The 20,606-nt window shown below is 66.0% G+C and carries 23 protein-coding genes; 14 read left to right on the plus strand and 9 right to left on the minus strand.

Annotated features, from left to right (window positions below; all coding sequences use genetic code 11):
* Positions 1–13 precede the first annotated feature (13 nt).
* From ABIB49_RS06250 to ABIB49_RS06260, 3 genes are all read right to left on the minus strand, one after another.
* Positions 14–739: a flavodoxin family protein gene (locus tag ABIB49_RS06250; protein ID WP_226774781.1), complete on the minus strand. Its 726-nt coding sequence runs from the start codon at positions 737–739 to the stop codon at positions 14–16.
* Between the two features lie 91 nt (positions 740–830).
* Positions 831–1,445 carry a nitrobindin family protein gene (locus ABIB49_RS06255; RefSeq protein ID WP_226774782.1) on the minus strand — a complete coding sequence of 205 codons (615 nt, stop codon included), beginning with the start codon at positions 1,443–1,445 and terminating at the stop codon, positions 831–833.
* Between the two features lie 174 nt (positions 1,446–1,619).
* The gene (locus tag ABIB49_RS06260) at positions 1,620–2,354 is read right to left on the minus strand and encodes a permease (RefSeq protein ID WP_282359765.1); all 735 of its coding nucleotides are present in this window, start codon (positions 2,352–2,354) and stop codon (positions 1,620–1,622) included.
* Positions 2,355–2,622: 268 nt separating this feature from the next.
* Here ABIB49_RS06260 and ABIB49_RS06265 point away from each other — a divergent pair, with 268 nt between their 5' ends.
* From ABIB49_RS06265 to asd, 11 genes are all read left to right on the plus strand, one after another.
* On the plus strand, positions 2,623–3,321 hold the full coding sequence (locus ABIB49_RS06265) for a winged helix-turn-helix transcriptional regulator (protein WP_282359766.1): 699 nt from the start codon (positions 2,623–2,625) through the stop codon (positions 3,319–3,321).
* Between the two features lie 277 nt (positions 3,322–3,598).
* The gene (gene mshD / locus ABIB49_RS06270; RefSeq protein WP_226774785.1) at positions 3,599–4,582 is read left to right on the plus strand and encodes a mycothiol synthase; all 984 of its coding nucleotides are present in this window, start codon (positions 3,599–3,601) and stop codon (positions 4,580–4,582) included.
* 114 nt (positions 4,583–4,696) lie between these two features.
* The gene (locus ABIB49_RS06275; protein WP_226774786.1) at positions 4,697–6,961 is read left to right on the plus strand and encodes an RNA degradosome polyphosphate kinase; all 2,265 of its coding nucleotides are present in this window, start codon (positions 4,697–4,699) and stop codon (positions 6,959–6,961) included.
* A gap of 11 nt (positions 6,962–6,972) precedes the next feature.
* Positions 6,973–7,950: an NUDIX hydrolase gene (locus ABIB49_RS06280; protein WP_226774787.1), complete on the plus strand. Its 978-nt coding sequence runs from the start codon at positions 6,973–6,975 to the stop codon at positions 7,948–7,950.
* Between the two features lie 74 nt (positions 7,951–8,024).
* Positions 8,025–8,828, plus strand: a complete 804-nt coding sequence (locus ABIB49_RS06285) for a thymidylate synthase (protein ID WP_226774788.1) — start codon at positions 8,025–8,027, stop codon at positions 8,826–8,828.
* The gene (locus ABIB49_RS06290) at positions 8,825–9,412 is read left to right on the plus strand and encodes a dihydrofolate reductase (RefSeq protein WP_226774789.1); all 588 of its coding nucleotides are present in this window, start codon (positions 8,825–8,827) and stop codon (positions 9,410–9,412) included. Before ABIB49_RS06285 ends, ABIB49_RS06290 begins: the two co-directional genes overlap by 4 nt.
* 3 nt (positions 9,413–9,415) lie before the next feature.
* Positions 9,416–9,634, plus strand: a complete 219-nt coding sequence (locus ABIB49_RS06295) for an NF038396 family protein (RefSeq protein WP_226774790.1) — start codon at positions 9,416–9,418, stop codon at positions 9,632–9,634.
* Between the two features lie 160 nt (positions 9,635–9,794).
* Positions 9,795–10,889 (plus strand): WXG100 family type VII secretion target, encoded by a 1,095-nt coding sequence (locus ABIB49_RS06300; RefSeq protein ID WP_226774791.1) that lies wholly within the window; start codon positions 9,795–9,797, stop codon positions 10,887–10,889.
* 9 nt (positions 10,890–10,898) lie between these two features.
* The gene (locus tag ABIB49_RS06305) at positions 10,899–11,552 is read left to right on the plus strand and encodes a hypothetical protein (protein WP_226774792.1); all 654 of its coding nucleotides are present in this window, start codon (positions 10,899–10,901) and stop codon (positions 11,550–11,552) included.
* On the plus strand, positions 11,539–11,940 hold the full coding sequence (locus ABIB49_RS06310) for a hypothetical protein (RefSeq protein WP_226774793.1): 402 nt from the start codon (positions 11,539–11,541) through the stop codon (positions 11,938–11,940). Before ABIB49_RS06305 ends, ABIB49_RS06310 begins: the two co-directional genes overlap by 14 nt.
* Positions 11,941–12,006: 66 nt before the next feature.
* Complete coding sequence (gene asd / locus ABIB49_RS06315; RefSeq protein WP_226774794.1) at positions 12,007–13,149, plus strand: aspartate-semialdehyde dehydrogenase; 1,143 nt, start codon at positions 12,007–12,009, stop codon at positions 13,147–13,149.
* Positions 13,150–13,161: 12 nt separating this feature from the next.
* On the opposite strand, the gene ABIB49_RS06320 is transcribed toward asd, so the two are convergent.
* Positions 13,162–14,268, minus strand: a complete 1,107-nt coding sequence (locus ABIB49_RS06320) for a winged helix DNA-binding domain-containing protein (RefSeq protein ID WP_226774795.1) — start codon at positions 14,266–14,268, stop codon at positions 13,162–13,164.
* A 70-nt stretch (positions 14,269–14,338) separates the two neighbouring features.
* Between ABIB49_RS06320 and ABIB49_RS06325 the strand changes: the two genes are divergently transcribed.
* Positions 14,339–14,818, plus strand: coding sequence for a hypothetical protein (locus ABIB49_RS06325; protein ID WP_226774796.1), 480 nt, complete (start codon positions 14,339–14,341; stop codon positions 14,816–14,818).
* 48 nt (positions 14,819–14,866) lie between these two features.
* Here ABIB49_RS06325 and ABIB49_RS06330 read toward each other — a convergent pair whose 3' ends face one another.
* From ABIB49_RS06330 to ABIB49_RS06345, 4 genes are read right to left on the minus strand one after another with little or no spacing between them, the layout of a single operon-like run.
* Positions 14,867–15,931: a UDP-N-acetylmuramate dehydrogenase gene (locus tag ABIB49_RS06330; RefSeq protein ID WP_226774797.1), complete on the minus strand. Its 1,065-nt coding sequence runs from the start codon at positions 15,929–15,931 to the stop codon at positions 14,867–14,869.
* 33 nt (positions 15,932–15,964) lie between these two features.
* Complete coding sequence (locus tag ABIB49_RS06335; protein ID WP_226774798.1) at positions 15,965–17,254, minus strand: MFS transporter; 1,290 nt, start codon at positions 17,252–17,254, stop codon at positions 15,965–15,967.
* A gap of 15 nt (positions 17,255–17,269) precedes the next feature.
* Positions 17,270–17,707 (minus strand): MaoC family dehydratase, encoded by a 438-nt coding sequence (locus ABIB49_RS06340; RefSeq protein WP_226774799.1) that lies wholly within the window; start codon positions 17,705–17,707, stop codon positions 17,270–17,272.
* 2 nt (positions 17,708–17,709) lie between these two features.
* Entirely contained in the window at positions 17,710–18,183 is a 474-nt protein-coding gene (locus ABIB49_RS06345; protein ID WP_226774800.1) for an FAS1-like dehydratase domain-containing protein, read from the minus strand.
* 159 nt (positions 18,184–18,342) lie between these two features.
* Between ABIB49_RS06345 and ABIB49_RS06350 the strand changes: the two genes are divergently transcribed.
* The gene (locus ABIB49_RS06350) at positions 18,343–18,720 is read left to right on the plus strand and encodes an ArsR/SmtB family transcription factor (protein ID WP_226774813.1); all 378 of its coding nucleotides are present in this window, start codon (positions 18,343–18,345) and stop codon (positions 18,718–18,720) included.
* Positions 18,717–20,378 (plus strand): SulP family inorganic anion transporter, encoded by a 1,662-nt coding sequence (locus tag ABIB49_RS06355; protein WP_354156816.1) that lies wholly within the window; start codon positions 18,717–18,719, stop codon positions 20,376–20,378. The genes ABIB49_RS06350 and ABIB49_RS06355 overlap by 4 nt, the downstream gene beginning before the upstream one ends.
* Here ABIB49_RS06355 and ABIB49_RS06360 read toward each other — a convergent pair.
* On the minus strand, positions 20,368–20,592 hold the full coding sequence (locus ABIB49_RS06360; RefSeq protein ID WP_354156817.1) for a DUF3188 domain-containing protein: 225 nt from the start codon (positions 20,590–20,592) through the stop codon (positions 20,368–20,370). The two genes, ABIB49_RS06355 and ABIB49_RS06360, sit on opposite strands and share 11 nt — an antisense overlap.
* Between the last annotated feature and the right edge of the window lie 14 nt (positions 20,593–20,606).

The raw sequence follows: 20,606 nt of genomic DNA on the forward strand, positions 1-20,606 counted from the left end.
AAGTCCTCAACGCTTAGCGGTATTCCGGATTTTCGAAGTCAAACCTGGTGCCGGCCTTCCAGGCCTCGGGCAGGTTCCCGTAGGCAGGAATGCCGCCTGCATCCTTGAGGATCCGTGCCAGATGCAGCAGGTTCCAGGTCATGAAGGTGGTGTTGCGGTTGGTGAAGTCACTTTCCGGACCGCCGGAGCCTTCGTCAAGGTAGCTCGGACCCGGTCCCACGGCACCTATCCAGCCGGCGTCGGCCTGCGGCGGGATGGTGAAGCCGACGTGCTGGAGGCTGTAGAGGACGTTCATGGCGCAATGCTTGATCCCATCCTCGTTTCCGGTGATGAGGCAACCGCCGACCTTGGGGTAGAACGCCCACTGGCCCTGCTCGTTCAGCTCGCCCGAGTGCGCGTAGAGCCGCTCAATCAACTTCTTCGTCTGCGAGGAGTTGTCGCCGAGCCAGATGGGTCCGGCCAGCACCACAATGTCCGCGTCCCGGACGGCCGGATACAGTTCCGGCCACTCATCGGTCTGCCAGCCATGCTCGCGCATGTCCGGATAGACGCCGCTGGCGATGTCGTGGTCCACCGTCCGGATGACCCGGGTGCTGACGCCGTGTTTTTCCATGATGGCGCGGCTGACGTCAATCAGGCCCTGCGTGTTGGAGGTCTCGGGGGACCTCTTGAGGGTGCCGTTGAAATACACGGCCTTCAGGTCGCTGAAATCGGCAGTTGTTTTGGGTATGGCATTCACTGTGATGCTCCCTGCGGTCGTTCCGGACAACTGACTTTCAGTGAGAGATCAAAGCCGGGCTTTTCCGCCGGCAGGCACCGTGCGCCGCCGATCAGCTCGCTTTGTGCAGGATGGCGGATGCGTGCGCCGCCAGGCCGCTTCCCCCCGCAGATCCCTTGCCCGAGGCCACGTCCCAGCGCCACAGCAGGTTGCCTTCCACCAGGCCAAAGATCCGGGTCGCGGCGGTGTACTCCTTGGAGTGGCTGCCGCGCATCACCATGTCGGTGCTGAGCTGGATCTGCGGGCCCTTAATTTGGCCGTAATACAACTCGGAAATCCCGCCGGGATGGGAGATCGAGACCGAGATATCGAAGCCGCCGTCGTTGTTGCGCAGGGCCTCGACTTCGTCGGCGCTCTTGAGCACGGGAACGATGTCCGCCGGGATCAGCCCGGGGCCGCCATCCTCCTCGCGCTGTTTGCGTTCCAGGGCCCAAAACCCGGTTTCGACAGTGAGCGGACGCAAGGTGGTGCCGGCGTCGTCGGTCAGCCAGCTCTCGGCCCGGTACTGCAGGTACGGCAGGCCGTTGTGGGTGAAGGACACGTGTTGCCGGAAGTGCTCGGAATCCTCTTCCCCGGCGCCCAGCCTGCCCTCACCCTCCCACTCACCTATGAGCCAGGACAGCGGAACGATTTCGGGTGTCAGATCGGTCGGTATTTCAATCGGCACAGCAGCTACCCCTGGAAACGAAGACGGCTAGTGGTTCTGGTGTCTACTTCTGGCCCTTGAAGAGGCGGTACACAACAAAGCCGGCGAACCACGCCATGGCCACGCTGGCAACGCCGAGCAGTACAAGGAAGAAGATTTCAAATGCAAGTACGGACATGATGCCATCCTAGCGCGTTAGTAGATGAGTAGTTTGTCTATGAAGTAAGCCAGCGAACCGACGGCGGAGACCGGGCCCAGCCCCATTCCGAGGGCCGCCGCAAAGCTGAGAGATTCGCCGCGAAGGATCACCAGGCGGCGGAAACTCATCAGCACGGCGCCCACCACCACCCCAACGACCGCGGCCGGCAGCACCGCGATGTCGGAAAAGACGAGGCCCGCGAGCGGCCCGGCCAGCCCTGCACCGACGATGCCCAGCGGCGCCACAACCCTGTCCGGCCAGCGGATCAGGCCGGCCAGCAGGGCAATCGCAGCGCTGATTGCCGCGACCAGGAGCATTTCACGGACGCCGTTGAATCGGGAGCACGCGATCCAGCCTGCGCCCAGGCAGGAGAGCAAAACACCGGCGCTGGAACCGAGCGTGGACTCCAGGCGCTGCGCCTGGCCGGTCCCGCGGATCAGCTGCATCACAAAGACCGCCATCACCCCGGCCGCCATAAACGATGGCGTCCAGTCAAGGAAACCCGGGCCGGGAAGGTACGTCGCGGCAACGGCGGCGCCGGCGCCGGGCAACCCGATCAGGACGGCAAGGGTCTTTTTGGCCGGGATGCCCAGGAAATGCGGCCAGCCGACTCCGACGGCGGCGGCGGCGATCACTGCCACGGCCAGCAGCGCCGCCGCCGAGATGTACGATGCGCCGACTATCGCGGCGAGTCCGGCCAAGCCGATAACGCCGATGATCCAGGTTTTCACTGCTCACCCGACATCTTTATATCCGTCATCCGTCTTCCGATCGTCTTCCCGGTCGTGGTCGTACTTTCGCTCACCTGCGGACCCCCAATCGAGCTGATCAACGTCACCGGGCTGCGGGCCCGACGGATCAATCCTGCCTTATACGACCGTTTTGTGTCGCAAATGAACCGGACGAAGGTGACGAAAGCATGTCCGGAAAGGTGCGTTTGGGTATACTCGAACTCAGCTACAGACGCCCAACGATGCGCGGACACCCCTTGGAGGAAACATGTCGCACATCCTGCTACTGACGAACAGCACCGGCTCATCGGTGGACGTCCTGCCTGCGCTGGAATTACTGAACCACCGGGTCCACATTCTCCCCGCCGAGCCGACAGCCCTCCTGGAGACGGACCCTTGCGACATCGTCCTCCTCGACGCCCGCAAAGATCTCGTCGGCGCGCGCTCCCTGACCCAACTGCTCAAGGCCACCGGCCTGAGCGCCCCGCTGATGTTGATACTGACCGAGGGCGGCATGGCCGCCGTCTCCTCTGCCTGGGCCGTCGATGACATCGTTCTCGAGTCGGCCGGGCCCGCAGAAGTCGAAGCCCGCATCCGCCTCGGCATCGCCCGGGCCGTCCCTGACAAGGACGATGCCCCCGCCGAAATCCGGGCCGCCGGCGTCGTGATCGATGAGGCCAGCTACACGGCCCGCGTCAACGGCGCTCCGCTGAACCTGACATTCAAGGAATTTGAACTGCTCAAATACCTGGCCCAGCACCCCGGCCGGGTCTTCACCCGCCAGCAACTGCTGACCGAGGTCTGGGGCTACGACTACTACGGCGGTACCCGCACCGTGGACGTCCACGTCCGGCGGCTGCGGGCGAAGCTCGGCGCCGACCACGAGAACCTGATCAGCACGGTCCGCAACGTCGGCTACCGCCTGACCCTGGTCCGGCACCCGGAGGAAGAACTCACCGGGGCCTGACCCGGCAGCGCCGACAGCCAGCGCCTGCGGCAGCCCAAGGACGCACCAGCGCAGACGCAGAAAGCCCCGGACATCAGTCCGGGGCTTTCTGCTAACCAGTGGAGGACATACGGGTCGAACGTATCGAGGCCACCCCAGTGGTGGATCCCCCTCGCATCTGCGCTGACCGAACCGGGAATACTTCCCGACCAGGCACCGGATGACTTAACGACTATACGTAGAAGTTCCCGGATCGACAAAATCCGCCCTGCCCGGCGCCACCGTATAGCCTTGCACCATGAGTCCTGCGCATCCTGAAACCTGGCCCGTCCTCGCCGCCAAAGGAGCTGCGGATCCGCAGCTCCTGAAGGACGTCACGGCACTCGCGGCCGCCGCGGAGGAATCCGACGGCAATCCGCCGCTGTCCGAACAGACCCTCGTGACGCTGCGTGCCGCGGACACCGGTGGGAGCGTCGGCACCACAACGGCCCGGACACTCGCCCTGTACAGCCCCGATGACGGGTCCGACCCGGCGACGGCACAGGATCTCGCCGGGATCGCCGTCGTCATCGAGGAACCGGACGGCACCGGTGTGCTGGAAATCGCCGTCCACCCCAGCTACCGCAACCAAGGCGTGGCGGACCGGCTGGTCGGCGAACTCCGGAGCACCCGCGGCTTTGCTGGCCTGAAGGCCTGGTCCCATGGCAACCACGAAGCCGCTGCCGACCTCGCCGCACGCTACGGTTACGGACCGGTCCGGGAACTGTGGAAGATGCGCCTCACCAGCACGGCCGCGGAACTGCCCGCGATTCCCCTACCGGACGGTGTAAGCCTTCGTGCCTTCGTCCCGGCGCGGGATGAGGACCGCTGGCTCGCCGCGAACCGGGCCGCTTTCGCGCACCATCCTGAGCAGGGAAACATGACGCGGGCAGATCTCGACGCGAGGATGGCAGAACAGTGGTTCGATCCGGCCGGTTTCCTGCTGGCCGTCGATTCCTCGGACCGGATTCTCGGCTTCCACTGGACCAAGGTGCACCCGCGGCACGGCGACCACCCCGCTATCGGCGAGGTCTACGTGGTGGGCGTGGCACCCGGTGCGCAGGGCACCGGGCTTGGCAAGGCACTGACAGTCGCCGGCATCGGATATCTGCAGCGTCAGGGCCTGCACGCAGTGATGCTCTACGTCGACGCGGACAACGTTCCTGCCGTCTCCTTGTACCGGCGCCTGGGCTTCACCCGCTGGGACGTCGACGTGATGTACGCGCCGCTTCAAGGGCGGTAATCCAATCGGCGGACATCACGCGTTCACCCCGTGGAAATCTGGGCTCCTCGAAAGCTGACCGCGCGGTGAATGCTTGTAAGGTTGAAGCAAATCGCGCCAGCAATAGGAGAGACCATGCAACGGGAATCTGCCCGGACGGCCACGTCCGAGGGCGCCACGTCGGAGAAAAAAGTGCGGCCGGCGCGTGCCCGGTTCGGTTCCTCCGAAGTGCCTGCCTCACGTGCCACCCAAGACCGGATCGACATTCCTGAATTTGCGCCAAATCTGGAGCCGGAGGGTGATTTCAGCCCCGACCGCTTCCTGGACCGCGAGCTGAGCTGGCTCTCTTTCAACGCCCGCGTCCTGGAACTCGCCGAAGACCCCAACCTCCACCTGCTGGAACGCGTCAGCTTCCTCTCCATCTTCGCGTCCAACCTGGATGAGTTCTTTATGGTCCGCGTCGCCGGGCTGAAGCGCAGGATCGCCACCGGGCTCGCCGTCCCGTCTCCCGCCGGCCTCAGCCCAATGCAGGTCCTCGAGCAGATCGGCGACGAGGCCCACAGGCTGCAGCAGCGCCACGCCAATGTCTATGCCGAGCAGATCCGCCCGGCCCTGGCCTACGAGCACATCCACCTGATGCACTGGGATGAGCTCGACTCCCAGGCCAAGGACCAGCTCAGCGCCATGTTCGCGGAGAAGGTCTTCCCGATCCTGACCCCGCTGGCCGTGGACCCGGCCCACCCCTTCCCCTACATTTCCGGACTTTCCCTGAACCTCGCCGTCGTGGTCCGCAACCCGGTCAGCGACAAGGAGCTCTTCGCCCGCCTCAAGGTCCCGGACCAGCTCCCCCGGCTGATCTCGATTGACGGACCGCGCGCCGGCTCGGTGCCGGGCCGGGTGGCACGCTTCATCGCTCTCGAGGAAGTCATCGCCGTCCATCTGGACCAGCTCTTTGCCGGCATGGAGGTGCTCGAACACCACACCTTCCGCGTCACCCGAAACGAAGACGTCGAGGTCGAAGAGGACGACGCCGAAAACCTGCTGCAGGCCCTCGAGAAAGAACTGCTGCGCCGCCGCTTCGGCCCGCCGGTCCGGCTCGAAGTCACCACCGACATCAACCCGAACATCCGTGCGTTGCTGATCCGCGAACTGGGCGTCGAGGAATCCGAGGTCTATTCGGTTCCGGCCCCCTTGGATCTCCGGGGCCTCTCGGTCATCGCCGGAATAGATCGGGCTGACCTGCACTATCCCAAGCATGTCCCGCACACCTCCCGGTACCTTAACGAATCGGAAACGTCCAAGGCGGCGAATGTCTTTGCGGCCATGCGGCGCCGTGACATCCTGCTGCACCACCCCTACGACTCGTTCTCCACCTCGGTGCAGGCGTTCCTGGAACAGGCGGCGTCGGACCCCAAGGTCCAGGCCATCAAACAGACCCTCTACCGCACCTCGGGCGACTCCCCGATCGTTGACGCCCTGATCGATGCCGCCGAGGCAGGCAAGCAGGTGCTGGCCCTGGTCGAGATCAAGGCCCGCTTCGACGAGCAGGCCAACATCTCGTGGGCCCGGAAGCTCGAGCAGGCCGGTGTCCACGTGGTTTACGGCATCGTGGGGCTCAAGACGCACTGCAAGCTGTCACTCGTGGTGCGCCAGGAAGTGGACGGACTCCGCCGGTATTGCCACATCGGCACCGGCAATTACCATCCCCGCACGGCCCGCTACTACGAGGACCTCGGTCTCCTCACCGCCAATGAGCAGGTAGGCGAGGACCTCTCCAAGCTCTTCAACCAGCTCTCCGGCTACGCTCCGAAATCGACGTTCAAGCGGCTTCTGGTGGCACCGCGCTCGGTCCGTTCAGGACTCATCGACCGGATCGAAACAGAGATCCGCAACGCCCGCGCGGGCCTCGCCGCCCGGGTCCAGATCAAGGTCAACTCGATCGTGGACGAAGCAATCATTGATTCCCTCTACCGGGCGTCCCAGGCCGGGGTCCCGGTGGACATCATCGTCCGCGGCATCTGCTCGCTGCGGCCGGGGGTGCCCGGGCTGAGCGAGAACATCACTGTCCGGTCCGTGCTGGGCCGCTTCCTGGAGCACTCCCGCGTTTTCGCCTTCGCAAACGGCGGGGATCCGGTGGTCTACATCGGTTCAGCGGACATGATGCACCGGAACCTTGACCGCCGCGTCGAGGCCCTGGTTCAGCTAACCAGCGGGGACGACACAACATACGTGATGGATCTGCTGCGCCGCTACATGGATCCTGGCACCGCCAGCTGGCACCTCAACAACCAGGCGGAGTGGACCCGCCACCATCTCGCCGAAGACGGTCAGGACCTCGGCGACATTCAGTCCTGGCTGCTCAATTCCCGCTCGCGGCAGCGCACCTCCGGGCTGCGGTAGGGGCTCTGGCATTGAGTAGCGATGCACCGGTTGCCGACCAGAGCGACCATCCCGGCGAAGCAATTGCCGTGGTGGCGGCGGGCGCCCTGCCCTGGCGCGTCACCCCGGGTGACAAAGGCCAGCTTCAGGTCCTGCTGATCCACCGCCCGCGCTATGACGACTGGTCCTGGCCCAAAGGCAAGATCGACCCGGGCGAGACCGTACCCGAATGTGCAGCCCGGGAGGTCGAGGAGGAAATCGGGCTGACGGCGCCGCTGGGCATCCCCTTGCCCGCCATCCACTATCACGTCCCCGCCGGGCTGAAGGTGGTCCATTATTGGGCCGTCGACGTCGACGGCGCCCCGCTCCGGCCGGACGGCAAGGAAGTGGACAGCGTGATGTGGTGCTCGCCGGAGAAGGCAGCGACGCTGCTGAGCAACCCGAGCGACATCGCCCCGCTTGAGCACCTGGCGGGCGCCCATTCCCGGGGTGAGCTGAAGACCTGGCCGCTGCTGGTGGTGCGCCACGCCAAGGCCAAACCGCGCTCCTCATGGTCCAAAGCCGAAGGGGACAGGCCGCTGGCCGCCACCGGGATGCGGCAGGCGCAGGCGGTGGGCCGGCTCCTGCAGGCATGGAAACCACTGCGGATAGTTTCAAGTCCGTGGTTGAGGTGTGTGGCCACCATCGCCCCGTACGCCAAGGCTTCGGATGCGAAAGTAAAGCTTAATGAAGCCCTTACGGAACACCGTCACGGCCGCCATCCGCACAAGACTGCCGCCGCCGTCGAAGACCTCTTTGACAAACAGCGGGCCGTGGCGCTGTGCACCCACCGCCCGGCGCTGCCTACCGTGTTCGCCCAGCTCGGAAAGCACATGGGTTCCCGGTTGCGCGCCCAGCTCCCGGAGGAGGAACCGTTCCTGGCCCCCGGCGAGATTGTGGTGTGCCATGTGGCGCACCACAGCGGGGACAAAGTGGTCGCCGTCGAGCGGTTCAGGCCCTTCGACGACTAAGCCGTGTGACCTGCCGCCGGTAATGCCGGCACGATGGATAAGGACCTGCGGCGACTTCTCAGTAGACTGGGAACGTGAGCATCCCAACACCCTATGAAGACTTGCTGCGCGATGTCATCGAACACGGCACGCACAAATCCGACCGGACCGGCACCGGCACCTTGAGTGTGTTCGGCCGCCAGATGCGCTTCGATCTGAGCAAAAGCTTCCCCCTGGTCACCACCAAACGAGTGCACTTCAAGTCCGTCGCGGTCGAGCTGCTGTGGTTCCTCCGCGGGGACACGAATGTGAAGTGGATGCAGGACCAGGGTGTCACCATCTGGAACGAATGGGCCGACGCCGACGGCGAACTCGGACCGGTCTACGGCGTCCAGTGGCGCTCCTGGCCGACTCCCGACGGCGGCCACATCGACCAGATCGCCGAACTAATCGCGAACCTCAAAACCGACCCGGACTCGCGCCGGCACATCGTCTCCGCCTGGAACGTCGCCGAGCTCAAAGACATGGCTCTCCCGCCGTGCCACGCGTTCTTCCAGTTCTATGTGGCCGACGGCAAACTCTCCTGCCAGCTCTACCAGCGTTCCGCGGACACCTTTTTGGGTGTGCCGTTTAACATCGCCTCGTATGCCCTGCTCACCTGCATGATCGCCCAGCAGACTGGCCTGGAACCGGGCGAATTTGTCTGGACCGGCGGCGACGTCCACGTTTACGACAACCACATGGACCAGGTTCTCAAGCAGCTCACCCGCACGCCCTATGACTACCCGCAGCTGGCGTTCGCCCGTAAGCCGGAGTCCATCTTCGACTACACCCTCGATGATTTCGAAGTGGTCGGATACCGGCACCACCCGACGATTAAGGCCCCGATAGCCGTATGAGCGACGACAATATACAGACCGCGCAGCCCGCGGATTTTTCCACCAGGCTGGCAGCCCTCACCGGGCTCGGCGTGGTGTGGGCCCAAACCAGTACCGGTGTCATCGGCCAGGACGGCGGAATGCCGTGGCGCCTGCCCGAGGACATGGCACACTTCACCCGGCTCACGACAGGCCACCCCGTCATCATGGGCCGGAAGACATGGGAATCCTTTCCGGACAAGTACCGCCCGCTGCCCGGGCGGACCAATATTGTTATCACCCGCCAGCGCGGCTGGGGCGAAACTCCGTCCGCGGCGGGCGCCACCGCCGTCGCCTCACTGGACGATGCACTCCTTGAGTCCCAGTTCGCACCGGGCAACAACATGGTCTGGATTGTCGGCGGCGGCAACATCTACGCCCAGTCCATGGACCTCGCCGATGTCGCCGTTATCACCACAATCGACGCCAGCACGGAGGGCGACACCTTCGCCCCCGAGCTTGGGTACGACTGGACCTTGGACGGAAGCCTGCCGGCCGACGGCTGGGAGACCGCCGGAAACGGCGCCCGCTACCGCATCAACGTGTGGCGCCGGACGGAGGCCTAAGCGATGCTGACGAAACCCGAACTCCTTTTTGTCCTCGGCTACATGCTGCTCCCGCTGCTCGCGCTGCTGTCCGCTGTCGTGGGGCTGACCATGATCCTGGGCGGGGACAAGATTGCCGGTGCGATCGTGCTCGTGGTGGTCACCCAGGCCTTTGCCTTCGGGGCATTTTTTGTCCTGCGCAGACGCAAGCAGAACCTGCTCACGGAGCGACAGGGCGACTAGCGGCCGGGCCCCCGACGCCGGCCGGGACCTGATGGGGAGAACACCCCATCGCCGCGCACGAGTGTTGCGGTTAGATTGGTGCCGGTTGAATACACACGCCGGAATACACCAGGTCCCGGTCGCAGCCGGTTAGGCTGATGCACGAAGAGGGGGAGCCGCTATGGCAGGAAACTTGTGGGGCGCCGACGTCGCCCAGTTGCGCACGCTTGCACAACAGTTCGGCAAGACGTCCGAAACGCTGCTCCGGCAGTCGAGCACGCTGACGTCGGCCATCAACGGCAACACGTCCTGGAAGGGAGCCGACGGCGCCCGCTTCACCTCCGAGTGGAACGGCAGCCACCGTGCCCTGATCCAAAGGACCGCCCAGGCCCTCAAGGAAGAGTCCAAGCGGCTGTTGACCCACGCCGACCAGCAGGAGAAAGCCAGTGTTACCGCCGCCGGGGCCGGCGGCGGGCCCGGTCCGCTCGGCGGCAGCCACGGCAGCAGCAACGGCGGTGGCATCGGGCCGCTGCTCGGCGGTGCAGTCGCCGGCGGCATTGGCGGCATCAGGGCCGGGATGCAGATCCAGAAATACCTCAAGGCACCGCTGACCCTCGCCAAGCATGCCGGCCAGTTCGGCTGGGTGCTGAAGAACCAGCGCGCGGATTTCGTCAAGTCCTTTGTGCAGGGCAAGCACCGGATCGGCGGTCCCGGCTTCGCCCCGCACCGCCTGATCAGCAACCCGGCCCTCGATAAGCTGCTGAAAAGCTCCGCAGCAACAAATCGGGGCCTCGCCGCCGTCGACAAAGCCTCAGACATCGTCTCGCTGCGGAACCTGGACAAGTATGTCGGGCCGCTGGGCAAATTCGAAAAGGTCTTCGCGGAGAAGCCGTGGCTTGGTGCCGGCACCAAGCTGGAGTGGCTGGGGAAGTCCGGCCTCGCGAGGGGCCTCGGCTGGGCCGGCGTCGGCTTCAGCGCCGTCGACTCGGTGCGGAGTTTCGCCGATGGCGACGTCAAGGGCGGGATGGCCAGCGCCGGCAAGGGACTCCTCGGGGTCGGCTGCTTTTTGCCGCCGCCCGCCGGGACCGTCTGCCAAGTTGCCAGCGTGGGAATAGCCATCTACGAAAACTGGGACACGATCAGCAGCGTCGGCAAAAACGTCGGCGAAGGAATCGTCAACGCGGTCCAGGATCCAGGCAAGTTCGTCAGCGATGCCGCGGATAACGTCAAAGACGCCGGAAAGTCCGTGGCCAAGTTCTTCGGCTTCGGGGATTAGGAGACTCACATGAGCGTTCAGGATCAGACACAGCAGGAGCCACGGCTCGGCATCGACGTCATCGGCTTCGGCGTGGGCGAGTTTGCCTATTTGCTCAACGTCTTCGAGGGGCCGGCGAGGGACCGTTCGGTAAGCGTTTTCCGCGCCCAAGACATGGTGGATGATCTCACCCTGTCCACGGCAGGCGCATCGTCCCTGATGGCGCGGGACATGGCCACCATTGATGATGACGGTGACCTCGGAGTCAACGGCGTCGCGTCCGCGGTGGCCACGGCCCTGGGGCAGGCAACCCGCTGGACCGAAGTTTCCCTGCTGACCGGGGACGCGATGGACAACGTGGTGCTGATCGAGGCCCCCGGAGTGGCCCTCATGCTGCAGCCGCGGCTGCTGGGCACCTGGTTCGTCTTCGCCCAGGACACCAGCATCAGCTCTGCCGAAGCGACCCTCCGCCTGGTGCGCCAGCACATCGAGCAGAATGCCGGAGGCTCTGCCTATCTCGTGTTCAAGACTCTCGATACCGAGCAGCACCTGCTGGTCCGGCGCGAGGAAGGTTCGTGGACGACCGGAGTCCCCGACTTCGCCCAGGACAAGGTCGCGGAAACCGAAGGCCTGGACGACGGCGGACTGCTCCGGGCCATTGAGGTGTCCCGTGGCCAGGCGTAGTTCGGACGTACCACCGGAACCTGGCTACACGGGAGCCCGGACCGGGGAAGACGGCCGGATCCACCGCCGGGGCGCGAACGGCGAACTGATCGCTTACACCCCGGACGAGTACGGAGTCCGCAAGGATGACGGCCATGGGCTGGTCAAACCCGTCAGCTCCTCCGGCGGCCTGCTCTTCCTCGCCGTCCTGGCCTCGCTCTTCGCCGGCGGTGTCGCCTACGGCCTGGCACGGATTGCGATTGACGGCACTTGGGAGATTCTCGGTGACATCTGGTGGACCATCCCGGTGGGAGTGCTGGTGCCGCTGGTCGCCTGGACGAGCTACGCCAAGGAGCGCCGGGCGGAGAAATTGCGCACGGTCCGCAACCTCCCCCGGCCCCTTGGGTGATCCCGGACCGGGACGCGATGACGTAACCGACTGCGCCCCGGCGCCGGCAAAGCCTAAACTGGGCTAATGACTACAGCAGCTACCCCGTCCGTTGGACTGGTCGGTTGGCGTGGCATGGTCGGCTCCGTCCTGATGCAGCGTATGCAGGACGAGGGCGACTTCGCCACCATCAACCCGGTCTTCTTCTCCACCTCGAACGCGGGAGGGGCGGCCCCATCCTTGGCCGGTCCCGCCGGGGGCGATGCCGGCACCCTCGAGGATGCGTTCGACGTCGAGACCCTGGCGAAGCTGCCCATCATCGTGACAGCCCAGGGCGGCGACTACACCAAACAGGTCCACGGTGCGCTGCGTGACCGCGGCTGGGACGGCCTGTGGATCGATGCCGCCTCCACCCTGCGGATGAACGACGACTCGATCATCGTGCTGGACCCGATCAACCGAGACGTGATCGACGCCGGCCTCTCCGGCGGCGTGAAGGACTACATCGGCGGCAACTGCACGGTCTCCTGCATGCTGATGGGCCTCGGCGGGCTGTTCAAAAACGGGCTCGTCGAGTGGGGCACCTCGATGACCTACCAGGCGGCGTCCGGCGGCGGCGCCCGGCACATGCGTGAGCTCCTGAGCCAGTTCGGCACACTCAACGCCGAGGTCAGCACGGAACTGGACGACCCGGCGTCGGCCATCCTGGAGATCGACCGCAAGGTCCTGGCGCACCAGCGCAGCAACATTGACGCGAGCCAGTTCGGGGTACCGCTGGCCGGCTCCCTGATCCCGTGGATCGACGCGGACCTCGGCAACGGCCAGTCCAAGGAAGAGTGGAAGGCCGGGGTGGAGACCAACAAGATCCTTGGTACTTCCGGCGATGAGCACATCATCATGGACGGGCTGTGCGTCCGGATCGGCGCAATGCGCTCGCACTCCCAGGCCTTGACGCTGAAGCTCCGCGAGGACCTCACCGTAGCGGAGATCGAGAATCTCCTCGCTGCTGACAACGAGTGGGCCACAGTGGTGCCCAACACCAAGGAGGCCTCGATGGCAGACCTCACCCCGGTGGCGGCATCCGGGACGCTGAACATTCCGGTGGGCCGGATCCGGAAGATGGAGATGGGCCCCCAGTACGTCAGCGCGTTCACCGTCGGTGACCAACTGCTGTGGGGCGCTGCCGAACCGCTGCGGCGTATGCTCAACATCGCCACCGGCAACCTCTAGGCGCACGCCGGTTCAGGTGCCGAGGAATCTGCGGTACTTCGCGGCCTGCAGCTCAAAGGACTTTTGCGCCGCAGGCCGCAGCCCATTTACATCGTCGAACGGCTCGGGTACGGCGGCCGGGGCCCTGCCACTGCCGGTCACACCCCAGGTGCCGACGATCCGTCCGCCGGCCACAATGGTCTTCTTGAACACGCCGTTGCCGCCCGGCACAATCTTGTTCGCGTGCTCCGGCGGCAGTACCAGCGACCGGTCGGTGTAACCGAGCAGGAACTCATCAAAGCCCGGCAGCGCGAGCACCGTGCGCGCACCGGGGACACCGTCGTCGAGCAGTGCCGCAGTCTCCGGGGAGAGCCAGTAGCTGGTCCCCTCGAAGTCCAGCTCCACCAGCTGGCCCTTGACGTCGGCCAGTGCTGCCCGGACCTCGGCGAGCGGGATGCCCGCCCACCAGGAGAAGTCACGCCCGGTGGCGGGCCCGTGGCTGCGCAGGTACCGCAGCAGCCACTCGGCGATGCCCTCGGCCCGGTCCAGGCTCCGCGACCCTGTGATCCAGTCGTCAAAAGCCACCAGCAGCTGCTGGTTGCCGGCCAGCGGTCCCTGCACCAGCACGGCCCGCTGGCAGAGGGCACCGAGCAGGTGAATGCCGCGCTGGCCGGCCGTGGACTGGCCAGCGAGTTCAAAGGCGTTAAAGAGTTCGCTCCGGCTCGCGGCTGCACCGCCGGAGACCAGCTGGAGAGCGGTTCCGGCTGCGGCGTCGACATCCGCAGCCGAGATGCGGAGCTCCCTGTGCCGCCCGGCCAGGCCGCGGATCAGCCGATCGGAGGTAATGGCCAACACCCACTTCAGGTCTTCGGGGGCCAGCACGTGCAAGGTGCCGCGCATCGGCCAGGAGCGGACGATCTCCCCCCGGTCCAGGGCGTTGCGGACATCGCCCACGAGGGAGCCCGGCACCCGCTGGCCAATCGCCCAGAGGACGGAGCGCATGTCCTGCGCCTGCATCGCCGGCATCGAGCGCACGGCCGCCGGAACGCTGCTGAATCCGGCCCCGGCCAGCCCCTGCGAGGCCAGTCGCAGCCGGCCCATGATCCCCCTGGTCAGCCGGTAACGCCGCGGTGCTCCCATACACCCCATGCTAGGACGACTGCCGGGACGTTCCCAGCCGCCTTCCAGCCGGATTCCCTACCCTTGATGGATGACCTTGAGTGAGATGTGGCCGCTGCTGCGGCCCCTGAGCCGGCGGCTGGCCCTGCTGGGCTGGGCTTCCAGCGCTGCCGGCATGACCGCCGGACTCACCGTTGCCATTGCCAGCGGGACCCGGCTCTCGCCGCTGATGAGCACCATGCAGCTGGTATCGGTGGTCGCCATGGCGGTAACCGTGGCCAGCTTCGTGACGGCAGCTTCTCTCCAGCCGCGTTATCCGGCGCATGGCGGCAGTGATTCCCGTGACGGCAGCGGCCCCGGTGAATTCCCCGATACCGTGCAGAGCTTCCTGCTCGGTTCGCTGGCCCTGCTGGCAGGGGCGGTCGTCTTCGCTTGCGCCGGTTTCCTGCTCCGCAGCGGTCCCAGCGACCAGTCCGTGGCGTTTTGCCAGGTCTTCTTCCAGGGTGCCGCCGCCTCAGGCTTCACGTTTATGTTGTTCAGCCGGGTCGTCGGGCGCCGCAGCCGGAACTGATCGGCGGCGCCGGACCCGATCCGCGCGGGAGCACTTGGGTCGAGGATTTTAGAGCTCCACGCCGATCAGCAGCGGTTCCGGATGCAGTTCAATCCCAAAGCGTTCGACGACGCCGCGGCGCACTTCGCGGGCGATCGCGAGCAGGTCCGCGGTGCTTGCCGTTCCCCTGTTGGTGATCGCCAGGGTGTGTTTGGTGGACAGCGAAGCCCGGCCGCCGGAAACGCTGTCCGGCTCCAGCCCGAAGCCCTTGCCGTAACCGGACCGGTCGATCAGCCAGGCTGCCGAGAGCTTGGTTAGCCCGTCGGCACCGGGGTAGCGCGGCGCGTCCCCCGGCAGCGCGGCGGCTACGGCTGCCGGCACGATCGGGTTTGTGAAGAAGGATCCGGTGGAGTACGTGTCCCGGTCCGCGGGGTCCCACACCATGCCCTTGGCCGCCCTGAGCCGGCGCACCTCACGGCGGACATCGTTGGAATAGGCCCGCTGGCCCACCTCAACGCCCAGTGCGCGGGCGAGCTCGGCGTAGCGGATAGGGGCGCTCATCCGGCCCAGCGGCAGTTGGAACTCGACCGTGAGCACCACATAGCGCGGGGAGCCGTTGACAGTGGTTTGTTTGAGGATCGAATCGCGGTAGCCGAACTTCAACTCCGAGTTGGTGAAGGTCTGCACGGCCTGACGTTGCCGGTCCCAGGTCCGGACGGCGGCGATGGTCTGGGAAACGTCCGCGCCGTAGGCACCGACGTTCTGGACCGGGGTGGCGCCCGTGGCGCCCGGTATCCCGGCGAGCGCTTCGATCCCGGACCAGGCGTGCAGCACGGCGTGTTCCACGAGGGCATCCCAGTTGTGGCCGGCCTGGACGACGACGGCGACGCCGCCGCAGGAGTCCTCCGCGTTGACCGTGAACCCTTCCGAGGCGATCTTCACTACGGTGCCGGGGAAGCCGTCGTCGGACACGAGCAGGTTGGAGCCGCCCCCGAGGATCAGCAATGGCTCACCGGCAGCATCCACTGAGCGGACGGCCTCGATGATTTCGGCCTCGGTGCGGGCCTCGATCAGGGTGCCGGCGGGGCCACCGACGGCGGCCGTGGTAAGGGCAGAGAGCAATGTCTGGGTCACCTGACCAGCCTAGCCGGGTATGGCCGGAGTCCCCTAAGCAGGTCGCTGGTCGATCTTCCGGGCCACCGGGGAGAGCAGGAAGCTGACCGCCAGCATCACCATCACGGCCAGCAGGGAGTGCAGGATGCCAACGTGTTCCGCGAGCAAACCCAGCAACGGGGGCCCGCAGAGGAATGCGCCGTAACCGATCGTGGAGACCACGGAAACCCGGGCGGCTGCCTTGAGGGGATCGTCGGCGGCGGCGGACATGCCCACCGGGAAGCCCAGTGAGGCGCCCAGTCCCCAGACCGCCAAGGCCACGTAGGCCACCCACGGCGCCGGCGCGAAGACGAACAAACCCAGGCCCAGCACCGCCAGGGCCGCGCACCAGCGCATCACCGGGACACGGCCAAAGCGGTCCAGGACCACTGTGCCGGCAAAGCGTCCCACCGTCATAAACGTAACGAAAAGCCCGTAGCCGGCGGCACCCGCGGCGTCGGACTGGCCGTGGCCATCGGCGAGCGCCAGGGCCACCCAGTCCCCGGCCGCGCCCTCCGCGAGAGCGAGCCCCAGCACAAGCACACCCAGCAGAAGGGTCCGCCGGTCCCGCCAGGCCTGGGCGATCTGGCGTTTGTTGTCCAGCGGAGCCTCCGGCCGGTCCGCCTCAAGCCTGATGAGGGGTATCGGCCCGGTGGAGGGGTCATCGAAGGTATCCGGTGTGGCCGGCGTGAAGCCCAGGCCGGGTTCGATCGGGGTACTGTCCGCGCGGAACCATAAAGCGGCGGTGGCCACGGAGCCGGCCACCAGCAGCCCCACACCGGCGAAGTGCCAGAACACGGGCACACCGGCCCCCGCCGCCCAGGCACCGGTGCCGGCGCCGGCGACGGTACCCAGACTGAAGGCACCATGCAGCCGGGGCATAATGTGCCTGCGGACGGCGCGTTCGACAGCAGCACCCTCGACGTTGGAGGCCGTGTTCCAGCTCGCTGTGCCGAGGCCGATGACGGCCAGCCCCGCGGCGACAACGAGCGGATTGACCAGGACGGAGGTTCCCAGGCCTGCGAGCACCAGACCGGATCCCACCGTGATGCTGCCAATCCGGATGGTCTGCTTCGACCCGAACCGCAGCACGATCAGCCCGGACGCGGAGACGGAGATAAAGGATCCCAGGGTCAGGCACAGCAGCAGGAGCCCCACATTTCCCGGGGTGAGGTCCAGTCCGTCGCGGATGGCCGGCAGCCGGGACACCCAGGTGGCGAACGCGATGCCGCTGACCGCATACGCAACAACAACGGCGTTGCGCCAGTGCGTGACCTCCGCAGTCTGGACTGTGCGCACGTTCACGGCGTCGTCATGCGCCTACGCCAGCCTGACGACGGCTTGGGCCTTCATCAGTACTTTCTGGCCGGCCGAAATAACGGTGAGGTCTACCCGGGCGGTGCCTGCGTCGGCGTCGATCGCCCCGATGGCACCGCTGATTTCGAGCACGGCGCCGGCCGCGGCCGTCCCTGTGGTGTCTGACACCGGGACCGGCTTGGTGAATCGGGTCTGAAAATCCACGACGGCGGCGGGGTCGCCGGCCCAGTCGGTGACGAGCTGGACGACAGAGCCCATGGTGAACATCCCGTGCGCAATGACACCAGGCAATCCCACGCCCGTAGCGAAGGCCTCGTTCCAGTGAATGGGGTTGAAGTCACCGGACGCGCCCGCGTACTTAACCAGGTCCGTGCGGGAGATCTCGATGTGGCGGCTGCCGATGTTGTGGCCGACCGCGAGCTCTGTGAGTATCGGTGTCATGTCTACTGTCCCTCTCCGCGGACCAGGATGGAGGAGGTGGCCGTGGCCACGGCTTCCCGCTCCGTTGCGGCGCCGGCCACCGGGGCAAGGGCGAAAATTTCCGACCGCGTAGTGATCATGGCTCCCCCGCCCATGGCACGAACGCCGTCGACGTGCAGTTCTGCCACGAGCCTGTCCCCGGCAAGGATTGGCCGGTGGTGGACGAACCGCTGGTCCGCGTGGACCACCCGGGAGAAGTCGATGCCGGAGTCCGGGTCTTCGACCAGCTGGGCGTCGGCCCGTTGGGCGACAATGATCGCGAAGGTAGGTGGCGCCACCAGGTCGCTGTGGCCCAGGGCTTTGGCCGCATCCACATCGAAGTGGGCGGGGTGGGTGGCCTTGACCGCGCGGGCGAACTCGCGGATTTTCTCGCGGCCGACGTCGTACACCTCTTGGGCAGGGTAGTTGCGTCCCTGCAGATCCGGATTGATAGTCATGGGTTCCAGCCTAGCGTCAGGCCACGGGTGGACTGCGTCGAAGACATGCAGATGCACAGAGACAGCAATTACGGTATGATGAAAACATCAAGTCATCAACTGATGTCCTCCGCCAAGTCCGCCCGCCGGATCCGCGCCGACAAGAAAGCACAGGCAGTAATGATTTCGCCGGCGCAAACCCCTCTCTACGAGATCAAGGCGAACCTGTTCAAGGCCCTCGCCCACCCGGCGCGGATCCGCGTGCTCGAACTGCTCTCGGCTGCACCGGATAACTCGGCTCCCGTCAGCTACCTGCTGGCCGAGACGGGGCTTGAGGCATCCCACCTGTCCCAGCACCTCGCTACGCTGCGCAGGCATGGGGTGGTGACTTCCACCCGAACCGCCAACGCCGTGACCTACCGGCTGGCCCATCCAAAGATCGCCGAGCTCCTGGCCATTGCCCGGGCGTTCCTGCTCGACAGCCTGGCCGGTTCCAACGAACAGCTTAAACTCGCGCAGACACTTCCCAGCGAGCATCTGAAGAGTCCCACTTCATGAGCGCCGCACTGAATCAGCTCAGCAGGTTCCTGCCGTCCCGCCGGGACTATGCGGGGCTGCGTTCGTCCTGGAAGACGGATCTGTTGGCGGGAATCACCGTGGGCATCGTCGCCTTGCCGCTGGCCCTGGCCTTCGGAGTGAGCTCGGGCGTCGGCGCCGAGGCCGGACTCATCACCGCCGTTGTGGCCGGGCTGGTGGCCGCGGTCATGGGCGGCTCCCACGTCCAGGTCTCCGGCCCCACCGGCGCGATGGTTGTGGTGCTGGCCCCGGTTGTTGCCGCCAACGGCGCCGGCAGCATTGCCCTGGTCTCCCTGCTGGCCGGACTGCTGGTGGTGATCCTGGGCCTAAGCGGACTGGGCCGGGCCGTGGCCTTCATCCCGTGGCCGGTGGTCGAGGGGTTCACGCTCGGCATCGCTGCCATTATTTTCCTTCAGCAGGTGCCGCTCGCCACGGGCACGCAGGCAATACCAGGGCACAATACCGTGCTGGCTGCTTTCGAGAGCGCCTCACGGGCCACGGCGCCCACCGTCCTGCAGACGCTGGCCGTCGTCGCCGGCGTCGCCGCCGTGATGCTTCTTCTGCCGAAACTGAACAAGGCGCTGCCCGCAAGCCTGATCGCTGTACTCCTGGCCACCGTCGCCGCTGAAGTACTGCAACTGCAGATTCCGCGGATCGGCGCCCTGCCGCATTCCTTGCCCGCACCCTCGCTCCCGGCGCTGAACCCGGCCGCGCTGGGCTCGTTGCTGATGCCCGCAGTATCCATCGCGATGCTGGCCGCCATCGAATCCCTGCTCTCCGCCCGGGTAGCCGCCGGCATGGTGGGCCCCGACGGCCGGCCCTCCGGGGTATACAGCCCGGACCGAGAGCTGATGGGCCAGGGACTCGCCTCTATTGCGGCCGCGTTCTTCGGCGGCATGCCTGCCACGGGCGCCATCGCCCGGACCGCTGTCAACGTCCGCTCGGGAGCCAAAACGAGGCTCTCCGCGATCGTGCACGCCTTGGTGCTCCTGGCCATCATCTATGCGGCGGCAGCTTTGGTCGGGAAGATCCCGCTGGCGGTCCTGGCCGGGATCCTGATGGTGACGGCCAGCCGGATGGTGTCACGGCACACGGTCACCGCCATCCTGCGCTCCACCCGCGCCGACGCTTTTGTGTTCGTCCTGACAGCCGTTATTACAGTGGCCTTCGACCTCATTGTGGCCATCGAGATCGGCCTGGTCGCCGCCGCCCTCTTCACACTGCGGAAATTCGCCTCGCTCAGCGGGGTGAAGCGCGAGCAGATTCCGGCACCCCCAGAGGACGGGGACGAGCACATCGCCATCTTCAGGCTGGACGGGGCCATGTTCTTCGGCGCCGCGGAACGGGTCCTGCAGGAAATCAGCCAAGTCAAGGACATTCAGGTGGCCATCATCCGGCTTTCGCAGGTACGGATGCTCGACGCTACAGGTGCTCACACGCTGGTGGAGGTCATCTCCGCGCTCGAACTTCGCGGCGTGACAGTCCTCTTGAAGGGCGTCCAGCCCCAACACCTGGAGCTCGTAACCAACGTCGGGGTCATCCGCTCGCTGCGCCACCACAAACACCTGTTCACGTCGCTGCCCGAGGCCGTGGCGCACGCCCGCAGCCACGTCCAACGGAATGCCGCCGCTATCGTTTGAGGTTTTTCCGGATCGCCTGGCCGCGGACCACAAGGCCGGCAAGATGCAGGATCAGGCCCAATCCGATCACGGCAAGGGAGGAGACCGCCAGGGACTGGTTGCCGGTGTTGTTGCCGATCAGGTTCAGGACTATGCCCACGCCAAGCAGAGCCATGGCACTGAAAACCAGCACCTTGTACGTGGTTGGCGCGGACTCCCAGAATTCTTTCAGCACCGCGCCAGTCTACC

This window comes from Arthrobacter sp. UYCu512, from assembly GCF_040547075.1.
In the GTDB taxonomy this organism is placed as follows: Bacteria; Actinomycetota; Actinomycetes; order Actinomycetales; family Micrococcaceae; genus Arthrobacter.

What these genes read in the sequence shown, in the direction of transcription:
- ABIB49_RS06265 (WP_282359766.1), top strand. Translation starts at nt 2,623, where the DNA reads ATGTCGCACATCCTGCTACTGACGAACAGCACCGGCTCATCGGTGGAC.
- mshD (WP_226774785.1), top strand. Translation starts at nt 3,599, where the DNA reads ATGAGTCCTGCGCATCCTGAAACCTGGCCCGTCCTCGCCGCCAAAGGA.
- ABIB49_RS06275 (WP_226774786.1), top strand. Translation starts at nt 4,697, where the DNA reads ATGCAACGGGAATCTGCCCGGACGGCCACGTCCGAGGGCGCCACGTCG.
- ABIB49_RS06290 (WP_226774789.1), top strand. Translation starts at nt 8,825, where the DNA reads ATGAGCGACGACAATATACAGACCGCGCAGCCCGCGGATTTTTCCACC.
- ABIB49_RS06295 (WP_226774790.1), top strand. Translation starts at nt 9,416, where the DNA reads ATGCTGACGAAACCCGAACTCCTTTTTGTCCTCGGCTACATGCTGCTC.
- ABIB49_RS06300 (WP_226774791.1), top strand. Translation starts at nt 9,795, where the DNA reads ATGGCAGGAAACTTGTGGGGCGCCGACGTCGCCCAGTTGCGCACGCTT.
- ABIB49_RS06305 (WP_226774792.1), top strand. Translation starts at nt 10,899, where the DNA reads ATGAGCGTTCAGGATCAGACACAGCAGGAGCCACGGCTCGGCATCGAC.
- asd (WP_226774794.1), top strand. Translation starts at nt 12,007, where the DNA reads ATGACTACAGCAGCTACCCCGTCCGTTGGACTGGTCGGTTGGCGTGGC.
- ABIB49_RS06320 (WP_226774795.1), bottom strand. Translation starts at nt 14,268, where the DNA reads ATGGGAGCACCGCGGCGTTACCGGCTGACCAGGGGGATCATGGGCCGG.
- ABIB49_RS06325 (WP_226774796.1), top strand. Translation starts at nt 14,339, where the DNA reads ATGACCTTGAGTGAGATGTGGCCGCTGCTGCGGCCCCTGAGCCGGCGG.
- ABIB49_RS06340 (WP_226774799.1), bottom strand. Translation starts at nt 17,707, where the DNA reads ATGACACCGATACTCACAGAGCTCGCGGTCGGCCACAACATCGGCAGC.
- ABIB49_RS06345 (WP_226774800.1), bottom strand. Translation starts at nt 18,183, where the DNA reads ATGACTATCAATCCGGATCTGCAGGGACGCAACTACCCTGCCCAAGAG.
- ABIB49_RS06350 (WP_226774813.1), top strand. Translation starts at nt 18,343, where the DNA reads ATGATTTCGCCGGCGCAAACCCCTCTCTACGAGATCAAGGCGAACCTG.
- ABIB49_RS06355 (WP_354156816.1), top strand. Translation starts at nt 18,717, where the DNA reads ATGAGCGCCGCACTGAATCAGCTCAGCAGGTTCCTGCCGTCCCGCCGG.